This window comes from Balnearium lithotrophicum, assembly GCF_900182585.1.
GTDB classification, from domain to species: Bacteria; Aquificota; Aquificia; order Desulfurobacteriales; family Desulfurobacteriaceae; genus Balnearium; species Balnearium lithotrophicum.
This window is the reverse complement of sequence record NZ_FXTM01000002.1, coordinates 80155-103545: the sequence shown is the minus strand read 5'-3', so window position 1 is coordinate 103545 and position 23391 is coordinate 80155. Positions and strand designations below refer to the sequence as shown.

Sequence of the window (23391 nt, the reverse complement as noted above, 5' to 3'; positions counted from 1 at the left end):
GACTATTCAGGTTCTATCGTCATCAGGGCTTCATCGGGGTTTACGTTATCTCCAACGTTTACGTAAATCGCCTTAACAACTCCACTTATAGGAGCATGAACCTCGTTCTGCATCTTCATCGCTTCAACAATGGCAACAACATCACCTTCGTTAACTCTATCACCCTCTTTTACCTTTATTTCAACAACCTTTGCAGGCATGGGTGATGTAACATCTCCCTCCCTTGTGGCTCTTGGCCTCCTTGAGGAGCTTGTTAGCTCTCCTGCAATTTCTACCTCTCCCCTCGTTGGAACAATTTCAACTAAGGGTTCAACAACAACTTCCTCAAGTCTTCCATCAATTTTAATAAAGTAAGGTTTTTTCCCTTCCTTCTTATGACCAACACCGGCAATCTTAACGTGGTAGGTTTCACCGTGGACGTTAATCATGAACTCTGTAGGAGCCAAGGGCTGAGGACACTGTTTTTCTTCTTCTTCCATATCGTGGAGGTCTTCCTCAGAAATTGCAGGAATTTCTCCTCTTTCAACCTTCTCTCTCCACTCGAAGAACTCCTTTGCAACCTTTGGAAAGAGACAGTAGGAGAGAACATCTTCCTCGCTTCTTGCAAGGTCCTTTATTTCCTCTCTACACTTTTCAAGCTCAGGTTGGAGTAAATCTGCCGGCCTACAGGTTATTGGTTCCTCATCCCCTAATACTTTCCTGATTATCTCCTCCTTAATTGGAGCCGGAGGTTTACCGTAGAGTCCTTTAACGTAGTTCTTCGTTTCCTGGGTAATCATCTTGTACCTCTCGCCTGAGAGGACGTTGAGTACAGCCTGAGTTCCAACTATCTGGCTTGTAGGAGTAACAAGTGGAGGATAACCCAAGTCCTCCCTAACCCTTGGTACTTCCTCAAGGACTTCCTCTAACCTGTCGAGAGCTCCCTGCTCCTTCAGTTGGTTTATAAGGTTAGAAATCATTCCGCCGGGTATCTGGTGCTCAAGAACTGCAGCATCTATTCCCTTAAAGTCTATATCGTACTTTTTGTACTTCTTCCTAACTTCCTTAAAGTGCTGAGCCATCTTTTTTAGGGAAGTCCCATCAAGGCCAATCTCGTATCCAAATTCCCCTAAAGCGTATGCCATCGTTTCAACTGCAGGATGGGAGGTATCCGAGGCCATAGGTGATATGGCTACGTCAAAGATATCAGCTCCTGCCTCTGCTGCCTTCAACTGAGCCATCTCTGCAAGGCCACTGGTACAGTGGGTATGAATGTGAACAGGTAGGCCAACCTCCTCCTTCAGGGCCTTTACAAGTGTGTAGGCCCTTTCTGGGGATAAAAGACCGGCCATGTCCTTGATAGTTATTATGTCTGCTCCCATCTCCTTAAATTCAAGGGCAAGCTCTATGTAGAGGTCCTCTGTGTGAACGGGACTTATTGTGTAGGAGAGAGCTCCTTCAACAATCTTTCCCATCTCCTTTGCAGTCTCAACTGCAACTTCAACGTTCCTCAGGTCGTTAAGAGCATCAAATATCCTGAACACGTCGATTCCATTCTCTGCAGCCTTTCTTACAAAAGCTCTGACAACATCGTCAGGATAGTGTCTGTAACCTACAAGGTTCTGTCCCCTAAGTAACATCTGGAGCTTAGAGTTTGGCATTAGTTTTCTCAAAATTCTTAATCTTTCCCAGGGGTCCTCCCTTAAAAACCTTAGGCAAACGTCGAACGTTGCTCCTCCCCACATTTCAACAGACCAGAAGCCTGCCCTATCTATAACAGGAGCAATCTCCACCATATCCCTTGTCTTCATTCTTGTTGCAAAGAGTGACTGGTGAGCATCCCTCAATGTAACATCTGTAAAGAGAATCTTTTTTCCCATTCATGCCTCCTTTTTAAAGCCCATGGTGGGCAGCTATGGCTGCCGAAATTGCAAGTGCAAGAACCTCTGGATCCGTTTCCTTTATGAACGTAAATTCCTTTATCTTCCTATCTATAAATGAAGTATCAAACTGGGCTTTAACAAATTCAGGGTCGTTTATAATTTTTTTAAAGAAGGGAATTGTCGTTGGAACGCCCCTTATAACAAATTCGCCTAGAGCTCTCTTTGAGCGCCTGATAGTTTCATCCCAGCTTCTTCCCCAAACTATTAACTTTGCAACCATTGAATCGTAGTAAGGAGGAATCGTATATCCTTTGTAGACAACACCATCTATTCTTACTCCGATACCACCAGGTGAGTAGTAGGCAGTAATCGTCCCTGGAACGGGAACAAAATCCCTCTTTGGGTCCTCAGCATTTATTCTAAACTGAAAGGCAAAGCCGTATATTTGGACATTTCTCTGAGAAAAGGAGAGTCCCATTCCGGCAGCAATTCTAATCTGCTCCTGTACAATGTCTATTCCAGTAACTTCCTCAGTTATCGTATGCTCCACTTGAAGCCTTGGGTTCACCTCCATAAAGTAAAAGTTTCCATACTTATCCATTAAAAATTCCCACGTTCCAACACCGTAGTAACCTATTTTTTTAGCTGCTTCGACGCAGACTTTACCTAACTTTTCTCTTTGCCTTCTCGTTAAAACGGGTGAAGGGGCAATTTCTAAAACCTTCTGGTGTCTTCTCTGAAGAGAACAGTCCCTTTCCCCCAAATGAACAACATTTCCATGTTTATCAGCAACTATTTGAATCTCTATGTGCCTCGGATTTTCAATGAACTTTTCTATAAAAACTTCTCCTTTTCCAAAGGCCGCCTCAGCCTCCTTAACAGCTATTTGGAACTGGGAAATTAGCTCCTTTTCATTCCTTGCAACCCTAAGCCCCCTTCCTCCACCACCATGGGCTGCCTTTATCATGACAGGGTAGCCTATCTTTTCAGCTATCTCCTTTGCCTTTTCAACATCAAAAATGGGTTCTTCACTTCCCTCTGCAACAGGAACGCCCAACTCCTTCATAAGTCTCTTTGATTCAATCTTGCTACCGAAGATTTTAAGGTGCTCTACTGAAGGCCCTATAAACTCTATTCCATGCTTTCTTGCGTACTCGGCAAAGTCAGCTCTTTCCGAGAGAAAACCGTAACCTGGGTGGATTGCATCAGCTCCTGCCCTTTTTGCAATGTCAACAATCTTGTAATAGTTGAGATATGCCTTTATAGGGTCTCCGTGGATGAGAAAGGCTTCATCGGCCTTTTTGACGTGAAGTGAGTTTACATCGGCTTCAGAGTATATAGCAACGGTTTTTATTCCCAACTCCTTACATGCCCTTATTATTCTTGTGGCTACTTCACCCCTGTTTGCAATTAGAACCTTTTTAAACATAAATAAGACCTCCAACGAGTCTTAACAAAAAATTGGAAACGATACCTGCTACAGCATCATCTACAGTTATTCCCCAGCCACCTGGTAGTCTCTCAAACCAGGGAATTGGAGGGGGTTTTATTATATCAATAACTCTAAATATTAAGAGACCTAAGAATGCGAGTTTTATGTCATGGTAGACATTTAATCCTAAAAATGTAATCTCAATACCTAAAATCTCATCAATAACAACGATATCAGGGTCTTTCTCTCTCAGCTGTTTGGATACAAAATCAGAAGAAAGAACACTCAGACTAAAAGTTACGATGATAATTAATATTTGATATGTCAAGTTAGAAGGCCAGAAAAAGTAACATAGGATAGATGCAAGTATCGACCCCCAAGTCCCCGGCATTTTTGGCAGCTTTCCAGAGAAAAAACCTGTTGCTATGAATTCAAGAAGGAATTTCAACATTACCTCCTAATCTTTGAAGGTTAAGTTTTAATTTTAACGGATTATCCTGCGTAGAGTTTTAAAAGAGTATGTTCTGTACATACCTCCCTTTTTTAGCTGCGTTTTACTCCTTTAATCTTTTTAGGAATTAAGTTTAAAAAATTCTTCGGCAACGGTTCTTACAAAGTTCTTTTCTCCCTCTGAAACCTTTCTGTTTCTTATGTAGGTGACCATTAGGTAGGGAAAGATTGACAGGGGAGTTCCATTCAGTTTCTCCCTGTTCTTATAACAGAAGTAGAGAATGTTTATCTTTGTCTCAAAGGGTAACTGCCAGTCAAAGGCCTTATTTTCCATCTCCCTTTGAACCTTTTTAAAGAGAAAGTTGTTCAAATCCAAGTGGCTCAGAGCAGCAATTGATGCATTTAAGTAGAAAATATCCTCCATCTGAGTGGCAAAACACCTCTTAACTATGTTAAGAAGTTCGTAAACAAAGGAGCTGTCCTTAGAAAGCCCTTTTGAGAGCTCCTCTATAACCTTTACTCCCTTTAAGTCCCTCTTGTTGAAGTAGTACCTCAGGGATTCTAAACTTATCTCCTCAGGCTCCTCCTCAATCTCCTCAAGCCTTAGAACTGACCTGTCGAGTGAAAAATTCCTTACATCAACCTTTAAATGCCTGTTTTCAACCTTTAGGTTTAAAAACTCCTTCCCTGAAAGCTCATTGACAGGTATGGGAAAGACGGTTTTAAGGAGGTGAATAAAGGGCCACCTCAACCTTCCTATGACGGAGATTGATGAGACCTTTAACCTCTCCCTGTAGATTTCCTCGTAGGTGTAGAGGAGCTTGACGAAAATTGAGGAGAAGTTTGAAAGGGATAGGATAACGTCTCCATACCTTGCACTTCCTAAAATCGGGCTAATGGCCTTCTCAACCTCACCTTTTGGAACAGTTCTCCTGTAGTTAAGCTGAGGTAGGGAGAGGGTATCTGAACGGCCAAAGAGGATTCTTGCCGCCGAGGCACGGCAGCTGTCAAGGAGCTCTCCTCTTATACCCTCTTTTCTCAACTTTGCATTTGAAATTCCAAGTTCACCTATAGTTCTATTGAAAAGGTAATTTCCGAAAATGTCTACAAAGTGAAATTCACCAATTGGTACAACCGAGAGAAGTTTTCCCCCAAGGGAGATAGAGCTCCTTGTATAGCCAACATTTATAACTATTGAACCTGAATCAAAGAAGTTGAAATCGTAGAGAACAGTAACTTTTCTGTTAAAAACTTTTTTAAAGAGCTCCCTTATTAAATAGGTCTGCTTTCCGTAGAGATAGCCGGGAACAACAACCTCATCAACGTCCAACTTCTCTATCGGAAAGAGCGAAAACTCTAATAGGTCTATCCCGTCGTACGATATACCGTCTAAAAAAATGTAGTCTTTCTGTGATATATTTTCCAAAAGCGAAAGTAGTTTCTTTTTGACTTCAACTGGAATTGAGGAATAGTTACAGTTTACTTCCCTTAAAAAATTATCTTTCAGTTTAAATTCACCTTTTGGAGAGAAGGAAAGGGGGTATCCCAAGTAGACTCTCAAAATCTTACAACCTCCCTGTTGAACGCATGAAACTTCTCATTCTCCTTCGTTGGATATCCGTGAACCATAACTACTCTTTTGGGAGAAAGTCTATTTAGAAGGGTTTCTAACTCCTCCTTGTCGGAGTGGGCAGAGAGGTGGTGTTTTCTTATTTGACACCTGTAAGAACTGAAAATCTTTCTATCATTAAGGAGCCTGTATCCGAAGCTCTCCTCGGCCATGTATCCACTGAATACTATTGCGTTCTTGGGGTTTCTTGAGATTAACCCACTATAGATGAATGAAGGTGTTCCTTCCATCAGCATTCCAGAGGTTGATAGGATACAGTCTGCCTCCCTCAAGTTCTCCTCACATGCCTCTTTAAAGGAAAGACCTTTATAGGAGGGAGCTGGCTGAAGATAGTAGTTAAAAAAGTTTTTGTTTAATAGGTTCTCATAAATGGTTGAAACCTCCTTTGCAAGGCCGTCAACGTAAACGGTAATTGGTGGAATCTCTCCCCTCTCCATACCCTCAGAGAGTATCAACATAATCTCCTGAGCCCTTCCGAGGGCAAAAACAGGTATTAAAACCTTTCCCCTCCTCTCCACCGTTTCCCTAACGGTATTTAAGAGCTCCTTCTCACTCCTCTCTCTGTCAAAGCTCCTCGATGAGTAGAAGTAGGTGCTTTCACAAACTAAAAGGTCTGCCCTTTGGTCTGGAATGAATGCGCCCTCAACGGTCTTTTGCGGGGAAATGGAGATGTCTCCAGAGTGGAACAGAAAGGAGTTTTCTCCGTAGAATGCACCTAAAGAGAGAGCTCCTAAAATGTGTCCGGCCGGGTAAAAAGTAAACTCAACGTTTTTAACTACAATTCTGTCAAAGAAATCCCTCCTCTCAATTTTGGAGAGGGCTCTATCCAGGAGCTTGTACTCCTTCCACTCATCCTGAGAATTTCTATTCTGGATGTGCCGAACCTTTATTGCATCCTCAACCATCAGCGAAAGGAGCTGGGCCGTTTCATGGGTTGTGTATATGGGAGTTTCAGGGTAGAGATTGGATAGGATGTGAATACTCCCGCAGTGGTCGATGTGGGCATGGGTTATGAAAATAGCATCAATTTCAGGAGCCAATGATTTTAATAAATTAAAGTCTGGAAATGGCTCCTTTGGAGAAAACCGTATCCCAGAATCAACAACAAACTTTAAACCATCAACGATGTAAAGGTAACAGCTTGCCCCTATTTCGTTTCCGCCACCGATTGGTATGAACAAATTTTCCATAGGGGGAAAATCTATTATCTACTGTAGAGTCCTACAAGTTCATCCTGAGATAGAACATGCCCCTCAATTGCCGACAGGAACTCAGACTTGTCAACCCCTGCAGGAATTCCGATTGAAGGAACGTCCAAGGCAAATAGAACAAAGAAGTACCTGTGGGGCCTTCCCGGTGGTGGACAGGGACCTCCGTAACCCACTCTACCAAAGTCGTTAATACCCTGCTTTATTCCGTACTCAAGTTCTGGAGCGGGGGGGACATCCTCGGGGAGTCCTTCAAAGTTTGAAGGGATATCGTAGATAATCCAGTGGGTAAAGACTCCACCAGGGGCATCGGGGTCGTCAACTAAAAGGGCAAAGCTCTGGGTTTCCTCCGGTGGGTCAAGAAAGAGAAGGGGTGGGGAAACGTCCTCTCCGTCGCAGGTGTATTTGATAGGTATGTACTCGCCGTTTCCAAATGCAGGGCTGAAAATTCTCATCTCTCCCTCCTCTTTACAGGATTTCTATAGAGTTTACCATTTTTTCAAAAAACGAAATCTACAGGCCTTCCACAGTTAGGACACTTCCCATCTTTGGTAAAAAGAACCTCTACGTTGTAACCTACCCTTTTGACTAAGAGCTCTCCACACTGGGGACAGTAGGTTGATTCCCTCTCAGGCTCTATAACGTTCCCCACATAGACGTACCAGAGATAATCTTTAGTAACGTCGTATGCCATATCTATGACCTCAACTGGTGTTGGGGGTGTATCCATCAGCTTGTAGGCAGGGAAAAACCTTGAGTAGTGCAACGGAACATCCTTGCCCAAGTTTTCAGAAATCCACTTTCCAAATCTCTCAAAGTACTCAGGGGTGAAATTGTCAAATCCCGGAACTATGAGCTTTGTAAGTTCAAGGTGTTTACCGGCCTTTTTAATCTCCTCACACGTTTGCCAGACGTTAGGATTTGGAAAGGATGAAAACTTCAGGTAGTAATCCCTGTCCATTCCCTTAAGGTCAACGTTGAAGGCATCCATTAGGGGAAGGAGCTCCCTCAAAGCCTCTATGTTTATATTCCCGTTTGTAACCATTACGTTAACAAGCCCTGCCTCCTTCATCCTCTCAGCAGTGTCCTTTACGTACTCAAACCAGATTATCGGGTCGTTGTACGTGTATGCAATTCCAATTGAGCCGTACCTCTTTGCATACTCAACGGCTGCTTCAGGCGTAAATACCTGCCTCATGTGTGGGGTATCCTGACGGGCAATTTCCCAGTTTTGACAGGATTTACAGTCGAGGTTACAGCCGTTCGTTCCTATTGAGAAGATTACAGAACCGGGGTAGAAGTGGTAGAGAGGTTTCTTTTCAACAGGGTCGTAGTTTGCAGAGGTTATCTCTGAATATACCGTTGTAAATAAATTTCCATCCTCGTTTACCCTAACCAAACAGAACCCCTTTCCCCCGTTTGGAATGATGCAGTTTCTTGGACAAAGTGTACACCTTACCTTCTTATCCTCTAAAGGCTCCCAATAGCTCGCAATTGCTTTTGGCATCTCTCCCTCCTTAGGATTATTCCTCATAATTGAATATATGAAAATTTGGTAGGAAAACTTGTTAGAACTTTTTACTCTTCAGGCGTTCCCTGAGGAGGGAAAGAGCCTGTGAGAAGTTTTCTGCCTTTAGAGATTCAACGCTTTCAGGAGTTGATTTTTTGTAAAGTTTATCGTAGTAGTTAATCATTAGCTCCCTGACTGCTTCCGGGTAGTTCTTCTCCTCTATCAGCTTTTTTATTCTCTGATACTTTTCATCGCCTAAAATTTTTCTTATTCTTTCAAGTGCCTTTAGATAAACGTCAGGAGAAAACTTGTTAACCTGGTAATCCTCCATAGAAATTTTTATCCTCTCCTCTAATGGTATCTCAATTGAGACCTTTTCTCCCCTCTCCATAGCCTTCCAGAAGGGCTCAGGAATGAAGAGCTTTCCTATCCTCTTGCTCTCCCCCTCAACAACTATAACTGGAGAGTCCTTCAATCTCTCAAGTTCCAACCAGAGGAGTGAGTCAAACATTTTCTGAGAAGGCTGTTTTAGTCCTATTCCACCGAAAACAGAGCCCCTATGGCCTGCAAGTCCTTCAAGGTCAATTACGGGAAACCCTTCCTCCTTCAGAGTTCTCAAAATCCTCGTCTTTCCACTTCCAGTTGGACCGTAAACAACAATCAATTTTTTGTCCTTTAGAATTTCCTCCATTCTCCTTAACGTGTAACGTCTGAACTCCCTGTAACCCCCAATCAACCTTGGAACGTTTATTCCTACAAGGGTGCAAATGGCAGAAACGGCAAGGCTCCTCATTCCACCTCGCCAGCAGTAGACAACAACCCTTCCCTCTCTTTCCTTTATTTCCTTTACCTCTGAAACAATGTTGTACAGCTTGGGGCCAACTAATTTTAGGGCAAGGAGACGTGCTTCCTTTTCTCCCTTACTGTAGTAAACCTCCGATATTTTTCTCCTCTCCTCCTCAGAAAAGAGGGGAACATTGTAAGCTCCGGGGATGTGAAACTCTTCAAATTCACTCTTTGTTCTTACATCAATGAACTTAAAGCCCTTTTTAAAAGCCTCTTCAATACTTATTTCCCTAACTAACTCCATCTTACAACCCTAAAAACCGCCAAGGCAAATGCTCCAAATGGGAGTTCAAAACCAAATTTCCTCTCCAGAGACTCTTCAATGAAGTTTCCCACCGATAAATTAATAGTTGTCAGGAATTTTTCCAGTTTTAAACCCTTCCTTCCGACTGATGAAACAAAGGAAGCCAACTTTTTAAGTTCATCTATCGTTAGAAAGGAGGATGGAGAGTAAGTTGACTTGGAGAAGTACGATTTAACAATTCTGTATATGTTTAAGAGAGAATACTTATTGAGAAAGGCCACTGCAATGGCTTTTCTTGAAACCCTCGTTGCCTCAAGGAGAGCCCTCTCCCTATCAACGATGAACTCTAAACTCGTAACGAAGTAGGTAAGGTCAAATGTATCGTCCCTGAAGGGAAGTCTCAGTGCTGTTCCCATTACCAGTTTTTTTAAACCCTTTCTCTTTGCCTGAAGAAGCATATCGTATGAAATGTCAAGTCCAACGGGTTCACCAAATCCCTCATCTTTAAATGTTTTCATCCAGATTCCCGTACCACATCCAACCTCAAGGGAGTTTCCCCTTAAGTAATCTGAAAGGCCCTTGAGGAGGAGCTCCCTCTCCAAAGAGTAAACTACCCTTCCGTAATTCGTTTGAAAGAATAGGTCGTACTCTGAAGCCCTTTCTCCTTTAAAGGGGTTACTCTCCAAGGGCCTCCCTCCCTGTTACTCCTCTAAATTTCAATTCCCTTATTATGTCCTCCATGTCTGATGAGGTTATTTTTACCCTCTCGTGAACCTCCTTTAGGATATAGTTGTATCCTGAAACTTCGTAAAACCTCATGTATGAGATTGCCTCCTCAACGGAGATGTTGCCGAGGAGCTCTACCTTGTAGATTCCCTCCTTCATCTTCAAGAAGAACGTTTTAAATTTAAATCTCCTTAAAGCCTCATCAAATTTCCCCGGAAACTGAAACTTCTTCTCCTCCTCAATTGAAAACTCAAAGGGCTCTGAGTAACCGGGAGGAGGCTGGAGAAAGTTTAAAACTGCAATGTCAGGAAGGACAGTATCCAAACGGTAGAGTCTTGAGTTTGACCTCTTTGATATGGAAACTATTGACTTTCCATCCCTTACAGAGAGCTCTAAGAGTCTGTAGATAGTCAAAAGGTACTCCAAGTACTCAAGATAGCCGCAGGCAACAACAAAGTCCTCTCCCGAGTACTTTTTAGAAATTTCAGGATAAAAGTCCTTTGAATCAATTTTGTCAGACGAAAATTTTCCCTTTAACTCCTCAAAGAGCTCCTCAACAAACTTCTTTACCTCTCCCTTTACCTCGTAGAGGAAGACATTAGGACGGACGAGAGCTCCAACAATTGAACCGTCTAAAAAGAGGAGTTCTGTTTTCGGAAGTGTTGAGAGAGCTCCCTTGTACTCCAAAATTCCCATGAGGTTTCTTAGTCTCGAATCTGAGTACTCTTCGGGCTTTAGAATATCAACATCCCCATTTATAACGGAGTTTTTTCTCCTTTCTTTCTCAAAGACAAGGGATGCCACACCCAAGGCATAGACTACGTAACCGGCATAAACCTTCTTGTTCCTGCTTCCGTCAACCCCAGCCGCCAACTTTGGAGGTAGAACCTCAGGAAGGTTACTGTTCCACATCTTAGAAATTTTTCTCCTTGCCCTCTCAACGTCCTGAGGTGAAACTGAGAGAGCTCCCCTCTTTCTTGAAGCTATTTCAAGGAGAATACCTTTAATTGTCAAAACTCTACCTCCAAACGATTTCTAACCTATTTTATTACATTTAGAAAAAGGAGGTTCTGATGAAAAAATGGATTTTCTCTGTAGTAGGAATATCCTGTTCAATCCTCTTGTTTAGTTTTCTACAGGGGAATTCTGAGGTAGAAAAGACAACAAATAAGCCAAGGAAAGTAGTAGTCAAACAGAGAGAGGAGTATTCTGAACCCCGATTTGTAAATTTGGTTAAATCGGACTTTCGCTTTCAGTACGAACTCTTTAAAAAATCAAAGGTCATCGATGGAAGGTACGTTTATAACGACGGAATTTACGAGGTAACGTTTACGGTAAATCCCCTGTTTCAGCAGAGAATTAAAAGGGAATTTAAGAGGTTCAAACTAAAGTATGCCTCCTTTGTAGCCATTGAACCTAAAACGGGGAAAGTCCTTGCAGCTGTTTCAGGAATAGACTACCCGAATCTACTCTTCAAGACGAACTTCCCAACGGCCTCCACATTCAAAATAGTAACTGCTGCAGCTGCCCTTGACAGTGGACTTGCAAATCCGAAAACGGAACTCGTGTGCGGTGGAGTGGGGGATTCGTGCTCTCCCTACGTTTGGCTAAACAGTAAACTCCAGATAAGGAGGAGGTTCTCAGACTCATTTGCAACCTCTGCAAATCCATTCTTCGGGAACTTGGGAAGATTAATTGGAAAGGATAGACTTTTAAAGTATGCAGAGCTCTTTGGATTTAACAGGAAGGACTACAACTTTCCCTGGGGGAGGATTGATGAACCAAAGGGGGACTACGAAATTGCTCTAACGGCGGCAGGACTTGGCAGAACAACAACGAGCCCGTTTCATGAAGCTCTAATATCTCAGGTGATATTGAACGGTGGAGTTATGATGAAGCCTTACATCGTTGAATCAATCAAAGACCTTAGAACGGGTAAATTTTACAAGTTTACCCCAACTCCTATCCAGAGGGTAATAAGTAAAAAAACTGCGAAAGAGATAGAGGATATGATGAGATTAACGACAAAAATAGGTCCTGTTTCAGGTAGAAGGTATTTTAGAGTCTCAAGGAGGTATAGGGGACTTGAGATAGGAGGAAAAACGGGAACCCTATCTGAGCTCAGTTACCCTGAGGGAAGGTGTGAGTGGTTTACAGGGTTTATAAAGTATGGGAATCAACAGATGGCAGTTTCGTCTGTTGCAGTAAACGGTAAACTTTACTACCTGTCCGGTTATGAAATTACAGCTTTGGCAGGAGTAGATTTTGCTAAACTTAACCTAAAATTTGCAAGGGAGGGAAGATAATGTGTGTCTTCTGCAAGATTGTTAAAAAGGAGATTCCCGCGAAGGTCGTTTACGAGGATGAAAAGGTTATGGCATTTCACGATATAAATCCCCAAGCCCCTGTTCACGTACTGGTTATTCCAAAGGAGCACATTCCAACGCTTAACGACTTAGAGGAAAAACATAAGGGGCTAATTGGGCACATCTTCTTAGTCATCAAGGAAATTGCTAAGGAATTGGGAATAGCAGAGAGTGGTTACAGAGTTTTAGTTAACTGCAACAGGGATGGTGGTCAGGAGATTTACCATCTCCATTTCCATCTGCTTGGAGGAAAACCCTTAGGACCCATGGTCTGTCGATAGTTCCTTTTTTCTCTTTTTATCTTCGTACATTCTTAAATCTGCCTCCTCAAGGGCTTTCTCAAAGGGTTCTTGGGGAGACTTCCATAAACTCCAGCCTATCGATGCAGAAAGAGGAATAGGAGAGAGTCTAAATGTGGAGTTAGCGAAGCTCAAATTTCTTTTGATTCTCTTAACCACCTCCTTAACGGCATTTTCATCCGTCCTTAGAAGAATAATTAGAAACTCGTCTCCTCCTATCCGGACAATAAAATCAGTGTTCCTTATTGATGAGAGCAAAGCCTCTGCTAACTTCTTTATGTAAATATCACCAACTTTATGGCCAAGTGTGTCGTTTATGTACTTTAAGTTATCCATATCAACGTAAATTAGACCAATAGGAAATAACTTAGGATTATTTCTTAAAAAATAAACCTGCTCTTCTAAGAAGTGTCTATTAAAAACCTTTGTCAGTGGGTCTCTGAAGGCGTAATTCGTTATTTTTGAAGGTAAAAATAGATTCGAAAAGAATCGGAATGAATCAATTAAATCGTTAATAGTATCAAAAACAGGATAAAGTTCTTTCTTCTTTTCAGTTGGGAGCCTTTTTATAAAGTTCCACCCAACTAATTCTTCCAATCTTTCAACAATTAACATAAATTCCTTAGGTATTTCCTTAAAATAAATTCTTCTTTTGAATGCCTTTAAAAAGAATTCTGCCTTTTGTAGCAAAATCTTTTTTCTATGAATTTTCTGAACTTTAACTCCTGTCCTCTGACAGCCGTACTCAAAATCTTCCTCTGCATACGAAAGAAGCTTTCCGTAGGGAACTCCTATCTCTTCTGAAAGTTTCTTTAAATTTTCTATCTCCCTCCGGGAGAGCTCCGACATACCCTGTCAGCCACCTGCGACACCGCAGAAAAAGGTCTTTTCCTTCTCCTGAAACTTTAGTGGAACTACGTAGTTGAGCTTTCCTGCAAAACAGGTGTGGAGGAAGGGCTTCCTCCTTTTCTTTGCCTTTTCAAACCTCTCCTTTCTGTCTGCCTCGCACCTCTCCGGAACCTTGCTGTAGACTAACTGGCAGAAGGGAGTAATGAAGTCGTAGTATCGGAGCTTTCCCCTTTCATCCCACACCATCGATGAGGTATTTACGTTGTACATAAACTTCCTTAAAAGCCTTCCCAAATCCTCTGGATTAATGACTTCGTCAAGTCTTTTAATTATCACTACTTTTTCCTTCTATTGAGTTCCTCTGCAATCTCCTCAAGGGAAATTCCGCTGTTAACAAGTGCAACAGTTAAGTGGTAGAGGAGGTCAGATACCTCGTAAACAGCATCCTCTCTCCTTCCAGACTTCAAAGCTAAGATTGTCTCCACTGCCTCCTCTCCGACCTTCTGGAGAATTCTGTCCTCTCCCCTCTTAAAGAGGGAGGCTGTGTACGAACCCTCAGGAAGTTCCCTCTTCCTCTCCTCAACGGTCCTGTAGAGTTCCTCTAAGACATCGCCTATTCTCATTCCTCCTCCGCAAGCTTTCTAAAGAAACAGCTGTACTCTCCTGTATGGCATGCAACTCCCTTCTGGTTAACGACGTAAAGGAGGGTATCCCCATCACAGTCAATGTAAATCTCCTTCACTCTCTGTAAATTTCCGGAGGTTTCCCCCTTTTTCCAGAGCTCCTTCCTTGAGCGGGAGTAGTAGTGTGCAAATCCCGTTTCAAGGGTTTTCTGGAGAGCCTCCCTGTTTGCATAAGCAACCATTAAGATTTTTTTTGTTTTAAAGTCCTGGACAACAACGGGAACTAAGCCGTTTCCCTTTTCAAAGTCAATCTCATTTAAGATTTCCTCAGAGAATCTCATTTCCCCTCCAAAGTGAGAGCTTAATTCTACCAAGAAACGGAAAACTTAACTCCTTCGTAGTAGGAGCCGTTTGTTCCGAGAGCTCCAAGGAGGCTGAACGTTCCACTTCTGCAGGGCTTGAAAGAGATGGAAATGCCAAACTCCTGAGAGACAAAATCCCCGGAGAACCTGTAGAGTCTGTTGTAGATGAAACCCAACTTTGGAGAGAATTTATAGTTTAAAGGTCTTTCAATGAGAATCTTTAGATATCTCTCATCACCCTCACCCGGCCTTACAGTCAATCCATCGTCCCTGTAGTATTCCCTGACTCCGTACGTTGAGAATTTCTTTGAATGAACCCTATACCTAACGGTTAATTCGTTACCGAAAAGTTTCCTTTTTGTTTCAAGGAGAACTCCCCACTCTCCACTCTGTCCCTTACCCCACTCCTTCGAAAGTGAAGCTGTGAGTCCAAAAGCTTTTAAGTAGAGTGAGAGGAGTGAATTTGAACGGTAGCCGTTTGAAAGGAAAACGTAGGAGAGGTTTTTGTACGATAACGTGTAAACCCCCAATTGGCTCCTCTCCTTGTGGTAGAGGGCTCCGGCCTTTAATTCCGAAGTTTCGTAGAGAATTCCCGAGAGGTAATCCTTCATAACTCCCTTGATTTCAAAGGGTTGGAGTCCAAGTCGGAAATTTCTGAAGGAGTAGTTCAACTCCTCAAGGTGCCAGAGTTTCCCGTGGCTCTTCTGGTAGAGAAAGTTGTCGGAAGTGTTCCCCCATACCACATAGTCAACCTTTGTATTCCTTCCTGTTGATACTTTAAACCTCAAATTTTCGGATTTAAGGCTCAGTTTATAAGTGGTGTGCCAGTAGCCAACGTGCTTTGCTCTATCCCACCCGTCAAAGTCAATCTGAGGCCTGTACCTTCTCCTTGGAAGGTCTGAGTACTCTCCAGATATACTGAAGTAGTTTTTAACAGAGAAATTGGCAGGAGGAAATTTTTCTAAATTATTAACTCCCCACCTGTAACCTCCAAAGAGGGCGTAAGAGTTGTGAGAGCCTACGGCTCCCCTTAAAAAGAGTTCTCCCCTGTAAATTGGATAGCGGAGCTCTCCTCCAACTTCATTTCCTATCTGCCTTCCCGATGATTTTTCAAATCTTGACAGGTTAACTCTTAAGAACCTGTAAGGTGAAAAGGAGAGGGATAGAAACCTGACCCCTGAAAATGAGGGCTTAAAGATTAAAGCTGAGTTTTCCCAATCCTCCCCGTAGCCGTAGGAGGTAGTTCCCCTTTGAGAGTAACCGGCCTTTATCTCAATTACATTCAGGTCCAACCTTGAGATTCCTCCCCATTTTCCGTTCTGTGAAAATAGAGAGGTTTTAAAACCCTTTTTAGAGTACTCTCCGTAAACTCCACCCTTTGAAATTCCAGAAAGGTTTCCCCTTGCATCCATTATCCTGTAGAAACCAAGGTTCAAGCCCTTCCAGTTAACCCCAAACTGGGAGATATCGACGTCATCCTCATCTCCGGAAAAGAGGAGGTACTTCCCCTCGTAACCTGCAATCTGGTTCCAGTAAATTGAAAAGTTCTTATTTAGCTGGTAGATAAAGCTCCCTCCCCAAAGGCAATCTTTAATAAGACCGGGAATTCTAAACTCCTGCTTTCCAGCCTTTAGGGTTAATTTTCTCCAGATGAATCCCCTCTTTATTAGGTAGAGCTCCTTAATGTTGAACGTTTTAAAACCACCGTAAAACAGCTTATCCCTTTCTGAGGTGAGTATACTTTCGTAGGGAACTTTTGTTGAACCGGTTGTGACCGACAGGAAAAAATCGGCACTTTTTCCTAAATGGAAACTTTCCTTTAAATCCAACCTGTAGTAGTAGCCTCCCTTTTTCCCCTTCCACCTTTCAAATCCAACCTGTCTCTTGTAGTTTCCCTTAAGTTTAACGGAGTATCCTCCAGTTTCTCCGGAAATCTGGAAGCCGTAGGCCGTCAGCGGGAGGAGAACTATCAGAGGAACTATCCTTTTCATTCATTACCTCTTACTTTCTTTGTTTTTGCGGGTACTCGAAAATAAATTGTACTTAACTTAAAAAGGAAAGGAATTTGAAATGGAGATAGTAGGGCACGTTTCAGGAAAGGAGATACTAAAAGGAAGGGATGCTTTAAGGGAGGTTTTATCCTTAGGTTTAGGGGTAGAGCTCCAGATAACCTCGGATGTTTTGGACAGATTGACACTGAAGGACTTTGGAAAGTTAAAGAGGGAGGTAGGTGATAGACCTATAACTGTTCATGCCCCGTTTATAGACCTAAATCCGGGAGCTCTTGATGGCTATGTTTTAAAAGCAACTAAGGATAGGTTCTTTGAAACCATAACTGTATCGAGGGTTTTAGATGCAAAGCTCATAGTATTTCATACAGGATACCACCCTCAAAAGGTAAAGTCCTTCTACAAGAGCTGGTTTGAGAGGGCTCTCTCAACGTTTGAGGAGGTTTTGGAAAACTGGTACGGGAAAATTGTCCTTGAGAACGTCTTTGATGAGACTCCGGAAAACTTAAAAAACTTTATGAGGGAGCTCCCAAAAGATGTAGGTGTATGCCTTGATATAGGCCACATTAATCTATTTTCTAAGGTTCCAATTTCAAATTGGTTTGAGGAGTTGGGGGATAGAATCTACGAATTCCACCTCCACGATAACTGTGGAAATTCAGACCAGCACCTTCCGTTGGGTAAAGGAAGGATAGACGTTGAGGGTATTTTTGAATTAATAAATCAGCTTAAAACAGAATATATTTTAAACCTTGAAAATAAAACTCCACAGGGAGTTAAGGAAAGCCTTGAATTTCTAAGGAGGAAAGCTCTATGGAGAGAGAAATAGTTGTTTACCCAAATCAGGTCTTAAAGACAAGGGCAGAGGAAGTTAAGGAGTTTAACGGGGAGCTCAAGAATTTGGTTAACGATATGTTTGAAACGATGTACAAAAGGGGAGGGGTTGGTCTTGCAGCAAACCAGGTTGGAGTTTTAAGGAGGGTAGTTGTAATTGATGTGAATGCTGGGACAGAAAAACAGGGTAAGGAGAAGATTGTTCTCGTTAACCCTGAGATAGTCAAATTGGAGGGGGAAATTGTTAAGGAAGAAGGCTGTCTTTCACTTCCGGGTCTCTACAAAAAGGTCAAGAGGGCGGCCTATGCAAAGGTAAAGGCCCAGAACCTTGAAGGAGAGGAATTTGAAATAGAAGGTGAAGGTCTCCTCGCAAGGGCTTTTCAGCACGAAATAGACCACCTCAATGGAATTGTCTTTATAGACAGGTTATCACCTCTTCAAAGGAGGTTGGCCCTTGAGAAGTACAGGAAGTTAAAGAGGGAGTACGAGAGAAAGATGGCAGCTAAAAAATAGTTTTTAAAGGAGGAGGGATGAGGCTCTTAAATTCAAAGGAGATGGCAGAGGTAGATAGGGAAACAATAGAAACGTTGGGTATTCCGGGAATTGTTCTGATGGAAAACGCCTCCCGTGGGGTGGCAGAGGTTGTATACAGGTACACTGAAGGAAGTTCAGTTTTAGTTGTCTGTGGAAAGGGAAACAACGGAGGAGACGGCTTAGCTGTAGCAAGACACCTGTACAATTTAGGTTACGATGTTGAGGTTGTTCTTACTTCCTCTCCTGAAAACCTAAAGGGAGATGCAAAATTAAACTACGATGTAGTTTCAAAACTTCCTATTCCCGTTCACGTAATAGACAGTGATGAAAAGTTGGTGGAGTTCTACTCCCTTGTTAAGGAAAGCTCACTGATAGTTGATGCTCTCTTTGGAACAGGCCTTTCAAAACCTTTAACTGGATTTTACAAGGACGTTGTAGATGTTATAAATAACTCAAACAGGACCGTTGTTTCCGTTGACATACCCTCAGGGCTCTCTGGAGGTACGGGGGAGGTAATAGGCCCTCACATCAAGGCAGACATAACTGTAACCTTTGCATTTCCAAAGATTGTCCACGTTATGCCTCCTGCATGTTACAGCGTTGGAGAACTCTTTGTCGTCGATATATCAATTCCAGAGGACGTTCCCTTTCTAATGGGACTTAACAGATTTCTCCTAACTGCCGACGAGGTTTTCTTTACTTTCCCTGAAAGGGAAATAATGAGTCACAAGTACACCTACGGCCATGTTGCCGTTATAGGTGGTTCCGTTGGAAAAACGGGAGCTCCATCGATGGCAGCAGAGGCCGTTTTGAGGACAGGGGGAGGACTATCAACAGTAGTCGTTCCAAAATCGCTGAACCAGATTTTTGAAACGAAGTTAACGGAGGTAATGTCAATTCCTGTTAACGATGACAACAAAGGTTACTTTGGAATTGAAAACTTGGATAGTGTGTTGGAAATTCTTGAAAACGGTAAGTTCTCTGCCGTTGTCCTCGGACCTGGACTTGGAAACAACCCTGAAACTTACGAGTTTGTAAGGGAACTTGTTAAGGAGTGTAAACTCCCAATGGTTATAGATGCAGATGGAATAAATGCACTTTCTGAATCTCCAGAGGTTTTAAAGTTAAAGGAACAGCCCATAATACTTACTCCCCACATTGGAGAATTTTCAAGAATTTCAAAGCTAACAAAGGATGAAATACTGAAAGAGCCTTTTAGGTCTTCTCTTGATTTCTCTGAAAAGTTTAACGTAACGGTAGTTTTAAAGAGTGGAAGAACAGTAGTTTCAACTCCAAATGGAAAAACCTTTGTTAACGTTATAGGAAACCCCGGAATGGCAACGGCAGGAACGGGAGATGTTCTCTCTGGAGTTGTTGGAGCTCTCTTAGGAATGGGAATTGATGAGGAGGACTCTGCAAAGTTCAGTGTTTTCCTCCATTCCCTGGCAGGAGATTTGGCAGCCGGGGAGCTCTCTCAGGAATCACTAAAGGCCTGGGATTTGATTGACTTTCTCCCAAAGGCTATTAAGAGAATTAAGGAAGCCGAAACGAGGTTTGAAAAACATACCTCTCCCTTCGTAACCAGTTTGAGAGAGATTGTAGGTGTATAAAAAGTTAGGAGTAGCCCTTCTTCTCCTCTTGGGAATACTCCTTGTTGGTTACTTTGGAGTTTCCCTCCTCTCCTCCATTTCGGGGGAGTTTTACTTGAACAATCCCCTATTTCACCTTCTCATGGCTTTTATCTTAATTGTTATAACGGTTCTCTTTGTCTTCTTCATCAGAAATTTAGCCCTCTTTTTCCTCCCACACTTTAGAACAAATTTAAGGGTAAAGATATTTACAGCATTTCTCTTATTGGTTTTGGGTCCAGCTCTCTTTTCAATATTTTGGGCATCTGGAGTTATCAATCAGGGCCTTGACAGGCTACTGCGCATTCAAATTAAGAGAATCGTCTCAACATCCTACGAGACTACGGAGGAATTCCTCAGTTTTCTCGAGAGAGATTTAAAGAGAAAAACTCAGCAGCTTTCATACAGGAAAGTTTATCCGTACACCCTAAAGGCCTACGGAATTGATGGCTTTTTTAGAAAGGAGGGAAAAAGGGAGACGTTGGTGGGAAGGTTTCCCCTTTCCTCCGATGAGATTAAAAAGATTTCAGGGTTAAAGGAGTTTTCATACCTTGATAAGTCATCAAAAATGTTTATTTACTGTCTTAAAAAAAAGAGCCTCTTCGTCTGTGTATCCAAAAGGCTTCCCAATAAATTGGCTCAGAATATACTAAAGATAAAGGAACTCCATTCAAGCTACGAAACACTAACTGCATATAAAACTCCAATAAAGACTATTTACACCGTAACTTTCGGAATTATGGGACTTGCCGTTCTCTTTGGAGCTCTCTGGTTTGCAAAGTATTTTGAAAGTAGGATTTCCGTTCCCATAGATGCCCTCTACAGGGCTACTGAGAAAATCTCTGAGGGAAACTTGGATATAAGAATTCCTGAGGAGGAGGCTACAGGGGAGTTAAAGCACGTAATTACTGCCTTTAACTCAATGGTAAGTCAGCTTAAGACTCTAAAGAAGAACTTGGAGGAGAACAGAAAGTACTTGGAGGAGGTTTTAAACGCAATTTCCCCTGCAATTATTACTTTTGACTTTTCCGGAAGAGTAGTTTCCTGTAACAATGAGGCCAAGAAACTCTTTAAGCTCTCAGGCAGAGTAAGGGGAAGAAATATTATGGAAGTCCTTGATGAGTATCCAAACCTTAAAAAGGAGGTAGAAAAGCTTCTAAAGGAGGAAAAGAATAAGGGAGAAGTTAGGGAAGAAATTGGAGGTAAGGAGAAGTTCTTAACCTTAGAAATAATAATATCTCCTGAGATTGGGGACAGGATTTTAATAATTGAGGACGTTTCCGACCTTGTAAGGGCAAAAAAGGCAGAAGCATGGAGGGAAGTAGCGCAGAGAATAGCCCACGAAATAAAAAATCCCCTAACCCCTATAACGCTGAATGCTGAAAGGATAAAGAGACTCTATGAAAAGGGAAGGCTTTCTGAAGAGAATCTCAATAAAATTGTTAAATCCATATTGGAGGAGGTAGAGGTAATAAGGAGATTAATTGATGAGTTTAGAAAGTTTGCAAGGCTTCCCCTTCCTGAGAAGAGGTTGACAGACATCAATCAGCTCATAAAACAAACTCTTGAGCCATACCAAAACAGGGTTGAGGTTGAGTACGAGTTGGAGGAGCTCCCAAAAATCCCGGTTGATAGGGGATTGATGAGGGAGGTACTTATAAACCTGATAGATAACAGTATATCTGCCGGAGCAACAAAAGTAAGGGTATCCACAACAGAGAAGGATGGAAAGGTATTCATAGTTTTCAGGGATAACGGCCCCGGTATTCCCGATGAAATTGCAGAGAAGCTCTTTAACCCCTACGTGACCACAAAGGAAGAGGGTTGGGGACTTGGCCTCTCAATTGTAAAGAAGATAATCTCTGACCATGGAGGCAAAATTTATACTGTTGATAAAAATACCTTTGTTATAGAATTGCCAATGTAAAACGAAGAAAGAGAGGAAGAATGGGAAGGGTTTTCTCTGTATTGACATTACTATTTCTCATTTTAATCCCCATTGGTGTTGGACTCTACATAAGGTTTGACGATGGAAAGGTTTGGAGAGGGCACAGGGAGGTTTTTTACTACAAGGATAGACCACTCTTTACAAGTTACGATGCCTTTTACTTTGCAAGGTGGGCAAGGGAAGAAGTTGAAAAGACTTACAGGGCAGGGAAGTTGGACCCTTTGAGGTTTGTTCCGGATAACTACATAACCGGTAACGTAACCTACCCTTCACCAATACCTATGGAGAGTTACATAGGTGCAGGTTTAGCCAAAATATTTGATACTCACATAGAAAACATTTCCTACTACCTTACTCCTCTGCTTTCCATTCTGTTTGTTGTACCTTTTGTCCTCTATTTCTACAGATTAGGATTGCCTGTTTCAGGGTTTGGCGGGGCTCTTCTTGGTTCAATTTCACTTATATACCTCATCAGGACGAGCATCTGCAGGTTCGATACAGATTCCCTAAACCTCTTCTTCCCATTTATGGCAGGTTACTTACTCTTTGAAACTTACAGGGTAGAAGATAAAAAACTCAGAATTGCTCTCTTAATTCTGGCTGGATTGACGCTGGAGCTCTACAACTGGTGGTATTCCCACCCAGGACTTGTGACTGTTATTTTTATGTTTTACATAATTTACGTGGCCTCCATAAGGAGAATTAACTTTTCAAAGGAGGACTGGAAAAATCTAACTGTTCTGTTTCTCCTCTCAAATCCCTTAACAATTATTGAAGGAGTTAAAAATTTTTACGGGAGTGTATATACCTACCTCTATTCGTACTTCCACAAATCGGTTGAAGGTGGTTTCCCAAACGTTCAGATGTCTATAGGCGAGCAGAAACACTTCAATTTGAAACTTCTATCAGAAATGACTGGAGGAAATGAAATAATTCTGATAGTCGGATTGGCCTCTTTCCTAATTCTCCTTTACAGATATTGGAAATCCTTAGTTCCCATAATCCCCGTTTTTCTGATAGGGCTTATCTCTTTTAAAGGGGGAAATAGATTTGCGATGTACCTATCCCCTTTTGTTGGTGCAGGATTGGGATTTTTGGCTGATTTATTAATTAAGTTTCTAAAGGATAGGGAAAGGTTAAATCAATGGATGGAAAAAACAGCAGTCATTCTACTCTCCATTTTCATCGGAGCAGGTTTCGTTTTTGCTAATGAAAAATCTGTAAAGTTCGTCGCGTTTCCAAAAATAACACCAGGACTTACAGAGACTTTTCTGAAGCTTAGAGAAATTACCCCTGAGGGAAGCTGGATATGGACCTGGTGGGACTACGGTTATGCAATTCAATACTACTCAAACAGGGCTGTGTACCACGATGGAGGAAGTCAAGTTTCTCCAAAAACATACTTTGTAGCAACCACATTTTCAACGTCAGACCCAAGGGTTGCATACAACACAATACTGGGAATATCAAATTTGGGGGCAAAGGGTATAGAGGACTTAATTAAGAAGGGAGTAAAACCTCAAGAAATAAGGGATGAGATTTTTTCCGGAGAGTTTTCTAAACCTATTAAACATCCTGTTTTCTGGATATTTACCTCGGATGAATTCGGCAAATTTGGCTGGATTAACTATTTTGGAACCTGGAATTTTGACCTTAAAAGGGGAAGGAGAGGTCTTCTAAAACCATTAAAAGCGTGCACTTTAATTGATAGAAATATTTTAAACTGTGATGGATTGTTAATAGACCTTAACAAAGGAACAATTTTAGTATCGAAAAGGGAAGTACCGATTAAGTACTTGGTAGTTAGGGAAGAGTCAAGAATAGGAAAAAGAAAATTTAACGACCGAGGTCTTATTGTTGAATTTATAAGCGATAGGAAAGAAAAGATGGTATTCTTAGAGGACGAGCAAGTTTACAGAAGTATGTTTAATCAAATGTACATACTGAGAAACTATAATAAAAACTTATTTAAACTTGTCTGGGATAACTTTCCTACTTCGGTTGTTTATCAGGTGAGACAGTAATTGGGGC

22 protein-coding genes are annotated in these 23391 nt (G+C 42.0%); 7 read left to right on the top strand and 15 right to left on the bottom strand.

The genetic code is table 11. The features are described from left to right. Positions 1-2: 2 nt before the first annotated feature. The 10 genes from oadA to FN732_RS01105 form a co-directional block, all read right to left on the bottom strand. Positions 3-1859: a sodium-extruding oxaloacetate decarboxylase subunit alpha gene (oadA, locus tag FN732_RS01150; protein WP_142933760.1), complete on the bottom strand. Its 1857-nt coding sequence runs from the start codon at positions 1857-1859 to the stop codon at positions 3-5. 13 nt (positions 1860-1872) lie between these two features. After that, positions 1873-3291, bottom strand: coding sequence for an acetyl-CoA carboxylase biotin carboxylase subunit (gene accC, locus FN732_RS01145; protein WP_142933758.1), 1419 nt, complete (start codon positions 3289-3291; stop codon positions 1873-1875). Beyond that, on the bottom strand, positions 3284-3745 hold the full coding sequence (locus FN732_RS01140; protein ID WP_185954195.1) for a phosphatidylglycerophosphatase A family protein: 462 nt from the start codon (positions 3743-3745) through the stop codon (positions 3284-3286). The genes accC and FN732_RS01140 overlap by 8 nt, the downstream gene beginning before the upstream one ends. A 120-nt stretch (positions 3746-3865) precedes the next feature. Further along, positions 3866-5305, bottom strand: a complete 1440-nt coding sequence (locus tag FN732_RS01135; RefSeq protein WP_142933753.1) for a hypothetical protein — start codon at positions 5303-5305, stop codon at positions 3866-3868. Then, the gene (locus tag FN732_RS01130) at positions 5302-6564 is read right to left on the bottom strand and encodes an MBL fold metallo-hydrolase (RefSeq protein ID WP_142933751.1); all 1263 of its coding nucleotides are present in this window, start codon (positions 6562-6564) and stop codon (positions 5302-5304) included. Before FN732_RS01130 ends, FN732_RS01135 begins: the two co-directional genes overlap by 4 nt. A 14-nt stretch (positions 6565-6578) precedes the next feature. Then, complete coding sequence (locus tag FN732_RS01125; protein ID WP_142933749.1) at positions 6579-7037, bottom strand: YbhB/YbcL family Raf kinase inhibitor-like protein; 459 nt, start codon at positions 7035-7037, stop codon at positions 6579-6581. 44 nt (positions 7038-7081) lie between these two features. Further along, a complete protein-coding gene (gene amrS, locus FN732_RS01120; RefSeq protein WP_142933747.1) occupies positions 7082-8089 on the bottom strand; it encodes an AmmeMemoRadiSam system radical SAM enzyme in 1008 nt (335 codons plus the stop codon). A 61-nt stretch (positions 8090-8150) separates the two neighbouring features. Continuing rightward, a complete protein-coding gene (gene mnmH, locus FN732_RS01115; protein WP_142933745.1) occupies positions 8151-9182 on the bottom strand; it encodes a tRNA 2-selenouridine(34) synthase MnmH in 1032 nt (343 codons plus the stop codon). Beyond that, a complete protein-coding gene (locus tag FN732_RS01110) occupies positions 9173-9868 on the bottom strand; it encodes a class I SAM-dependent methyltransferase (protein ID WP_142933743.1) in 696 nt (231 codons plus the stop codon). The genes mnmH and FN732_RS01110 overlap by 10 nt, the downstream gene beginning before the upstream one ends. Then, on the bottom strand, positions 9858-10922 hold the full coding sequence (locus FN732_RS01105) for a DNA double-strand break repair nuclease NurA (RefSeq protein WP_142933741.1): 1065 nt from the start codon (positions 10920-10922) through the stop codon (positions 9858-9860). Before FN732_RS01105 ends, FN732_RS01110 begins: the two co-directional genes overlap by 11 nt. 59 nt (positions 10923-10981) lie before the next feature. On the opposite strand from FN732_RS01105, the gene FN732_RS01100 reads away from it, so the two are divergent. Continuing rightward, complete coding sequence (locus tag FN732_RS01100) at positions 10982-12214, top strand: penicillin-binding transpeptidase domain-containing protein (protein ID WP_142933739.1); 1233 nt, start codon at positions 10982-10984, stop codon at positions 12212-12214. Further along, positions 12214-12555 (top strand): histidine triad nucleotide-binding protein, encoded by a 342-nt coding sequence (locus FN732_RS01095; protein WP_142933737.1) that lies wholly within the window; start codon positions 12214-12216, stop codon positions 12553-12555. Before FN732_RS01100 ends, FN732_RS01095 begins: the two co-directional genes overlap by 1 nt. On the opposite strand, the gene FN732_RS01090 is transcribed toward FN732_RS01095, so the two are convergent. From FN732_RS01090 to FN732_RS01070, 5 genes are read right to left on the bottom strand one after another with little or no spacing between them, the layout of a single operon-like run. After that, positions 12532-13422 (bottom strand): GGDEF domain-containing protein, encoded by an 891-nt coding sequence (locus tag FN732_RS01090; RefSeq protein WP_142933735.1) that lies wholly within the window; start codon positions 13420-13422, stop codon positions 12532-12534. The two genes, FN732_RS01095 and FN732_RS01090, sit on opposite strands and share 24 nt — an antisense overlap. A gap of 6 nt (positions 13423-13428) precedes the next feature. Beyond that, a complete protein-coding gene (locus FN732_RS01085; protein WP_142933733.1) occupies positions 13429-13758 on the bottom strand; it encodes a PocR ligand-binding domain-containing protein in 330 nt (109 codons plus the stop codon). Next, positions 13758-14045, bottom strand: coding sequence for a phosphoribosyl-ATP diphosphatase (hisE, locus tag FN732_RS01080; protein ID WP_142933731.1), 288 nt, complete (start codon positions 14043-14045; stop codon positions 13758-13760). Before hisE ends, FN732_RS01085 begins: the two co-directional genes overlap by 1 nt. Further along, positions 14042-14386 carry a phosphoribosyl-AMP cyclohydrolase gene (gene hisI, locus FN732_RS01075; RefSeq protein ID WP_142933729.1) on the bottom strand — a complete coding sequence of 115 codons (345 nt, stop codon included), beginning with the start codon at positions 14384-14386 and terminating at the stop codon, positions 14042-14044. The genes hisE and hisI overlap by 4 nt, the downstream gene beginning before the upstream one ends. A 26-nt stretch (positions 14387-14412) precedes the next feature. Then, complete coding sequence (locus tag FN732_RS01070) at positions 14413-16398, bottom strand: hypothetical protein (protein WP_142933727.1); 1986 nt, start codon at positions 16396-16398, stop codon at positions 14413-14415. 79 nt (positions 16399-16477) lie between these two features. Here FN732_RS01070 and FN732_RS01065 point away from each other — a divergent pair, with 79 nt between their 5' ends. From FN732_RS01065 to FN732_RS01045, 5 genes are read left to right on the top strand one after another with little or no spacing between them, the layout of a single operon-like run. Continuing rightward, positions 16478-17245: a sugar phosphate isomerase/epimerase family protein gene (locus FN732_RS01065; protein WP_142933725.1), complete on the top strand. Its 768-nt coding sequence runs from the start codon at positions 16478-16480 to the stop codon at positions 17243-17245. Continuing rightward, positions 17230-17763, top strand: a complete 534-nt coding sequence (gene def / locus FN732_RS01060; RefSeq protein WP_142933723.1) for a peptide deformylase — start codon at positions 17230-17232, stop codon at positions 17761-17763. Before FN732_RS01065 ends, def begins: the two co-directional genes overlap by 16 nt. A gap of 17 nt (positions 17764-17780) precedes the next feature. Continuing rightward, complete coding sequence (locus FN732_RS01055) at positions 17781-19394, top strand: NAD(P)H-hydrate dehydratase (protein ID WP_142933721.1); 1614 nt, start codon at positions 17781-17783, stop codon at positions 19392-19394. Continuing rightward, positions 19387-21339 carry a sensor histidine kinase gene (locus FN732_RS01050; protein ID WP_142933719.1) on the top strand — a complete coding sequence of 651 codons (1953 nt, stop codon included), beginning with the start codon at positions 19387-19389 and terminating at the stop codon, positions 21337-21339. Before FN732_RS01055 ends, FN732_RS01050 begins: the two co-directional genes overlap by 8 nt. 20 nt (positions 21340-21359) lie before the next feature. Then, positions 21360-23384, top strand: a complete 2025-nt coding sequence (locus FN732_RS01045) for an STT3 domain-containing protein (RefSeq protein ID WP_142933716.1) — start codon at positions 21360-21362, stop codon at positions 23382-23384. Positions 23385-23391: the final 7 nt, after the last annotated feature.

What these genes read in the sequence shown, in the direction of transcription:
- FN732_RS01055 (WP_142933721.1), top strand. Translation starts at nt 17,781, where the DNA reads ATGAGGCTCTTAAATTCAAAGGAGATGGCAGAGGTAGATAGGGAAACA.
- accC (WP_142933758.1), bottom strand. Translation starts at nt 3,291, where the DNA reads ATGTTTAAAAAGGTTCTAATTGCAAACAGGGGTGAAGTAGCCACAAGA.
- FN732_RS01065 (WP_142933725.1), top strand. Translation starts at nt 16,478, where the DNA reads ATGGAGATAGTAGGGCACGTTTCAGGAAAGGAGATACTAAAAGGAAGG.
- hisE (WP_142933731.1), bottom strand. Translation starts at nt 14,045, where the DNA reads ATGAGAATAGGCGATGTCTTAGAGGAACTCTACAGGACCGTTGAGGAG.
- mnmH (WP_142933745.1), bottom strand. Translation starts at nt 9,182, where the DNA reads ATGGAGTTAGTTAGGGAAATAAGTATTGAAGAGGCTTTTAAAAAGGGC.
- hisI (WP_142933729.1), bottom strand. Translation starts at nt 14,386, where the DNA reads ATGAGATTCTCTGAGGAAATCTTAAATGAGATTGACTTTGAAAAGGGA.
- def (WP_142933723.1), top strand. Translation starts at nt 17,230, where the DNA reads ATGGAGAGAGAAATAGTTGTTTACCCAAATCAGGTCTTAAAGACAAGG.
- FN732_RS01125 (WP_142933749.1), bottom strand. Translation starts at nt 7,037, where the DNA reads ATGAGAATTTTCAGCCCTGCATTTGGAAACGGCGAGTACATACCTATC.
- FN732_RS01095 (WP_142933737.1), top strand. Translation starts at nt 12,214, where the DNA reads ATGTGTGTCTTCTGCAAGATTGTTAAAAAGGAGATTCCCGCGAAGGTC.
- FN732_RS01140 (WP_185954195.1), bottom strand. Translation starts at nt 3,745, where the DNA reads ATGTTGAAATTCCTTCTTGAATTCATAGCAACAGGTTTTTTCTCTGGA.
- FN732_RS01130 (WP_142933751.1), bottom strand. Translation starts at nt 6,564, where the DNA reads ATGGAAAATTTGTTCATACCAATCGGTGGCGGAAACGAAATAGGGGCA.
- FN732_RS01090 (WP_142933735.1), bottom strand. Translation starts at nt 13,422, where the DNA reads ATGTCGGAGCTCTCCCGGAGGGAGATAGAAAATTTAAAGAAACTTTCA.
- FN732_RS01100 (WP_142933739.1), top strand. Translation starts at nt 10,982, where the DNA reads ATGAAAAAATGGATTTTCTCTGTAGTAGGAATATCCTGTTCAATCCTC.
- FN732_RS01045 (WP_142933716.1), top strand. Translation starts at nt 21,360, where the DNA reads ATGGGAAGGGTTTTCTCTGTATTGACATTACTATTTCTCATTTTAATC.
- amrS (WP_142933747.1), bottom strand. Translation starts at nt 8,089, where the DNA reads ATGCCAAAAGCAATTGCGAGCTATTGGGAGCCTTTAGAGGATAAGAAG.
- oadA (WP_142933760.1), bottom strand. Translation starts at nt 1,859, where the DNA reads ATGGGAAAAAAGATTCTCTTTACAGATGTTACATTGAGGGATGCTCAC.
- FN732_RS01070 (WP_142933727.1), bottom strand. Translation starts at nt 16,398, where the DNA reads ATGAAAAGGATAGTTCCTCTGATAGTTCTCCTCCCGCTGACGGCCTAC.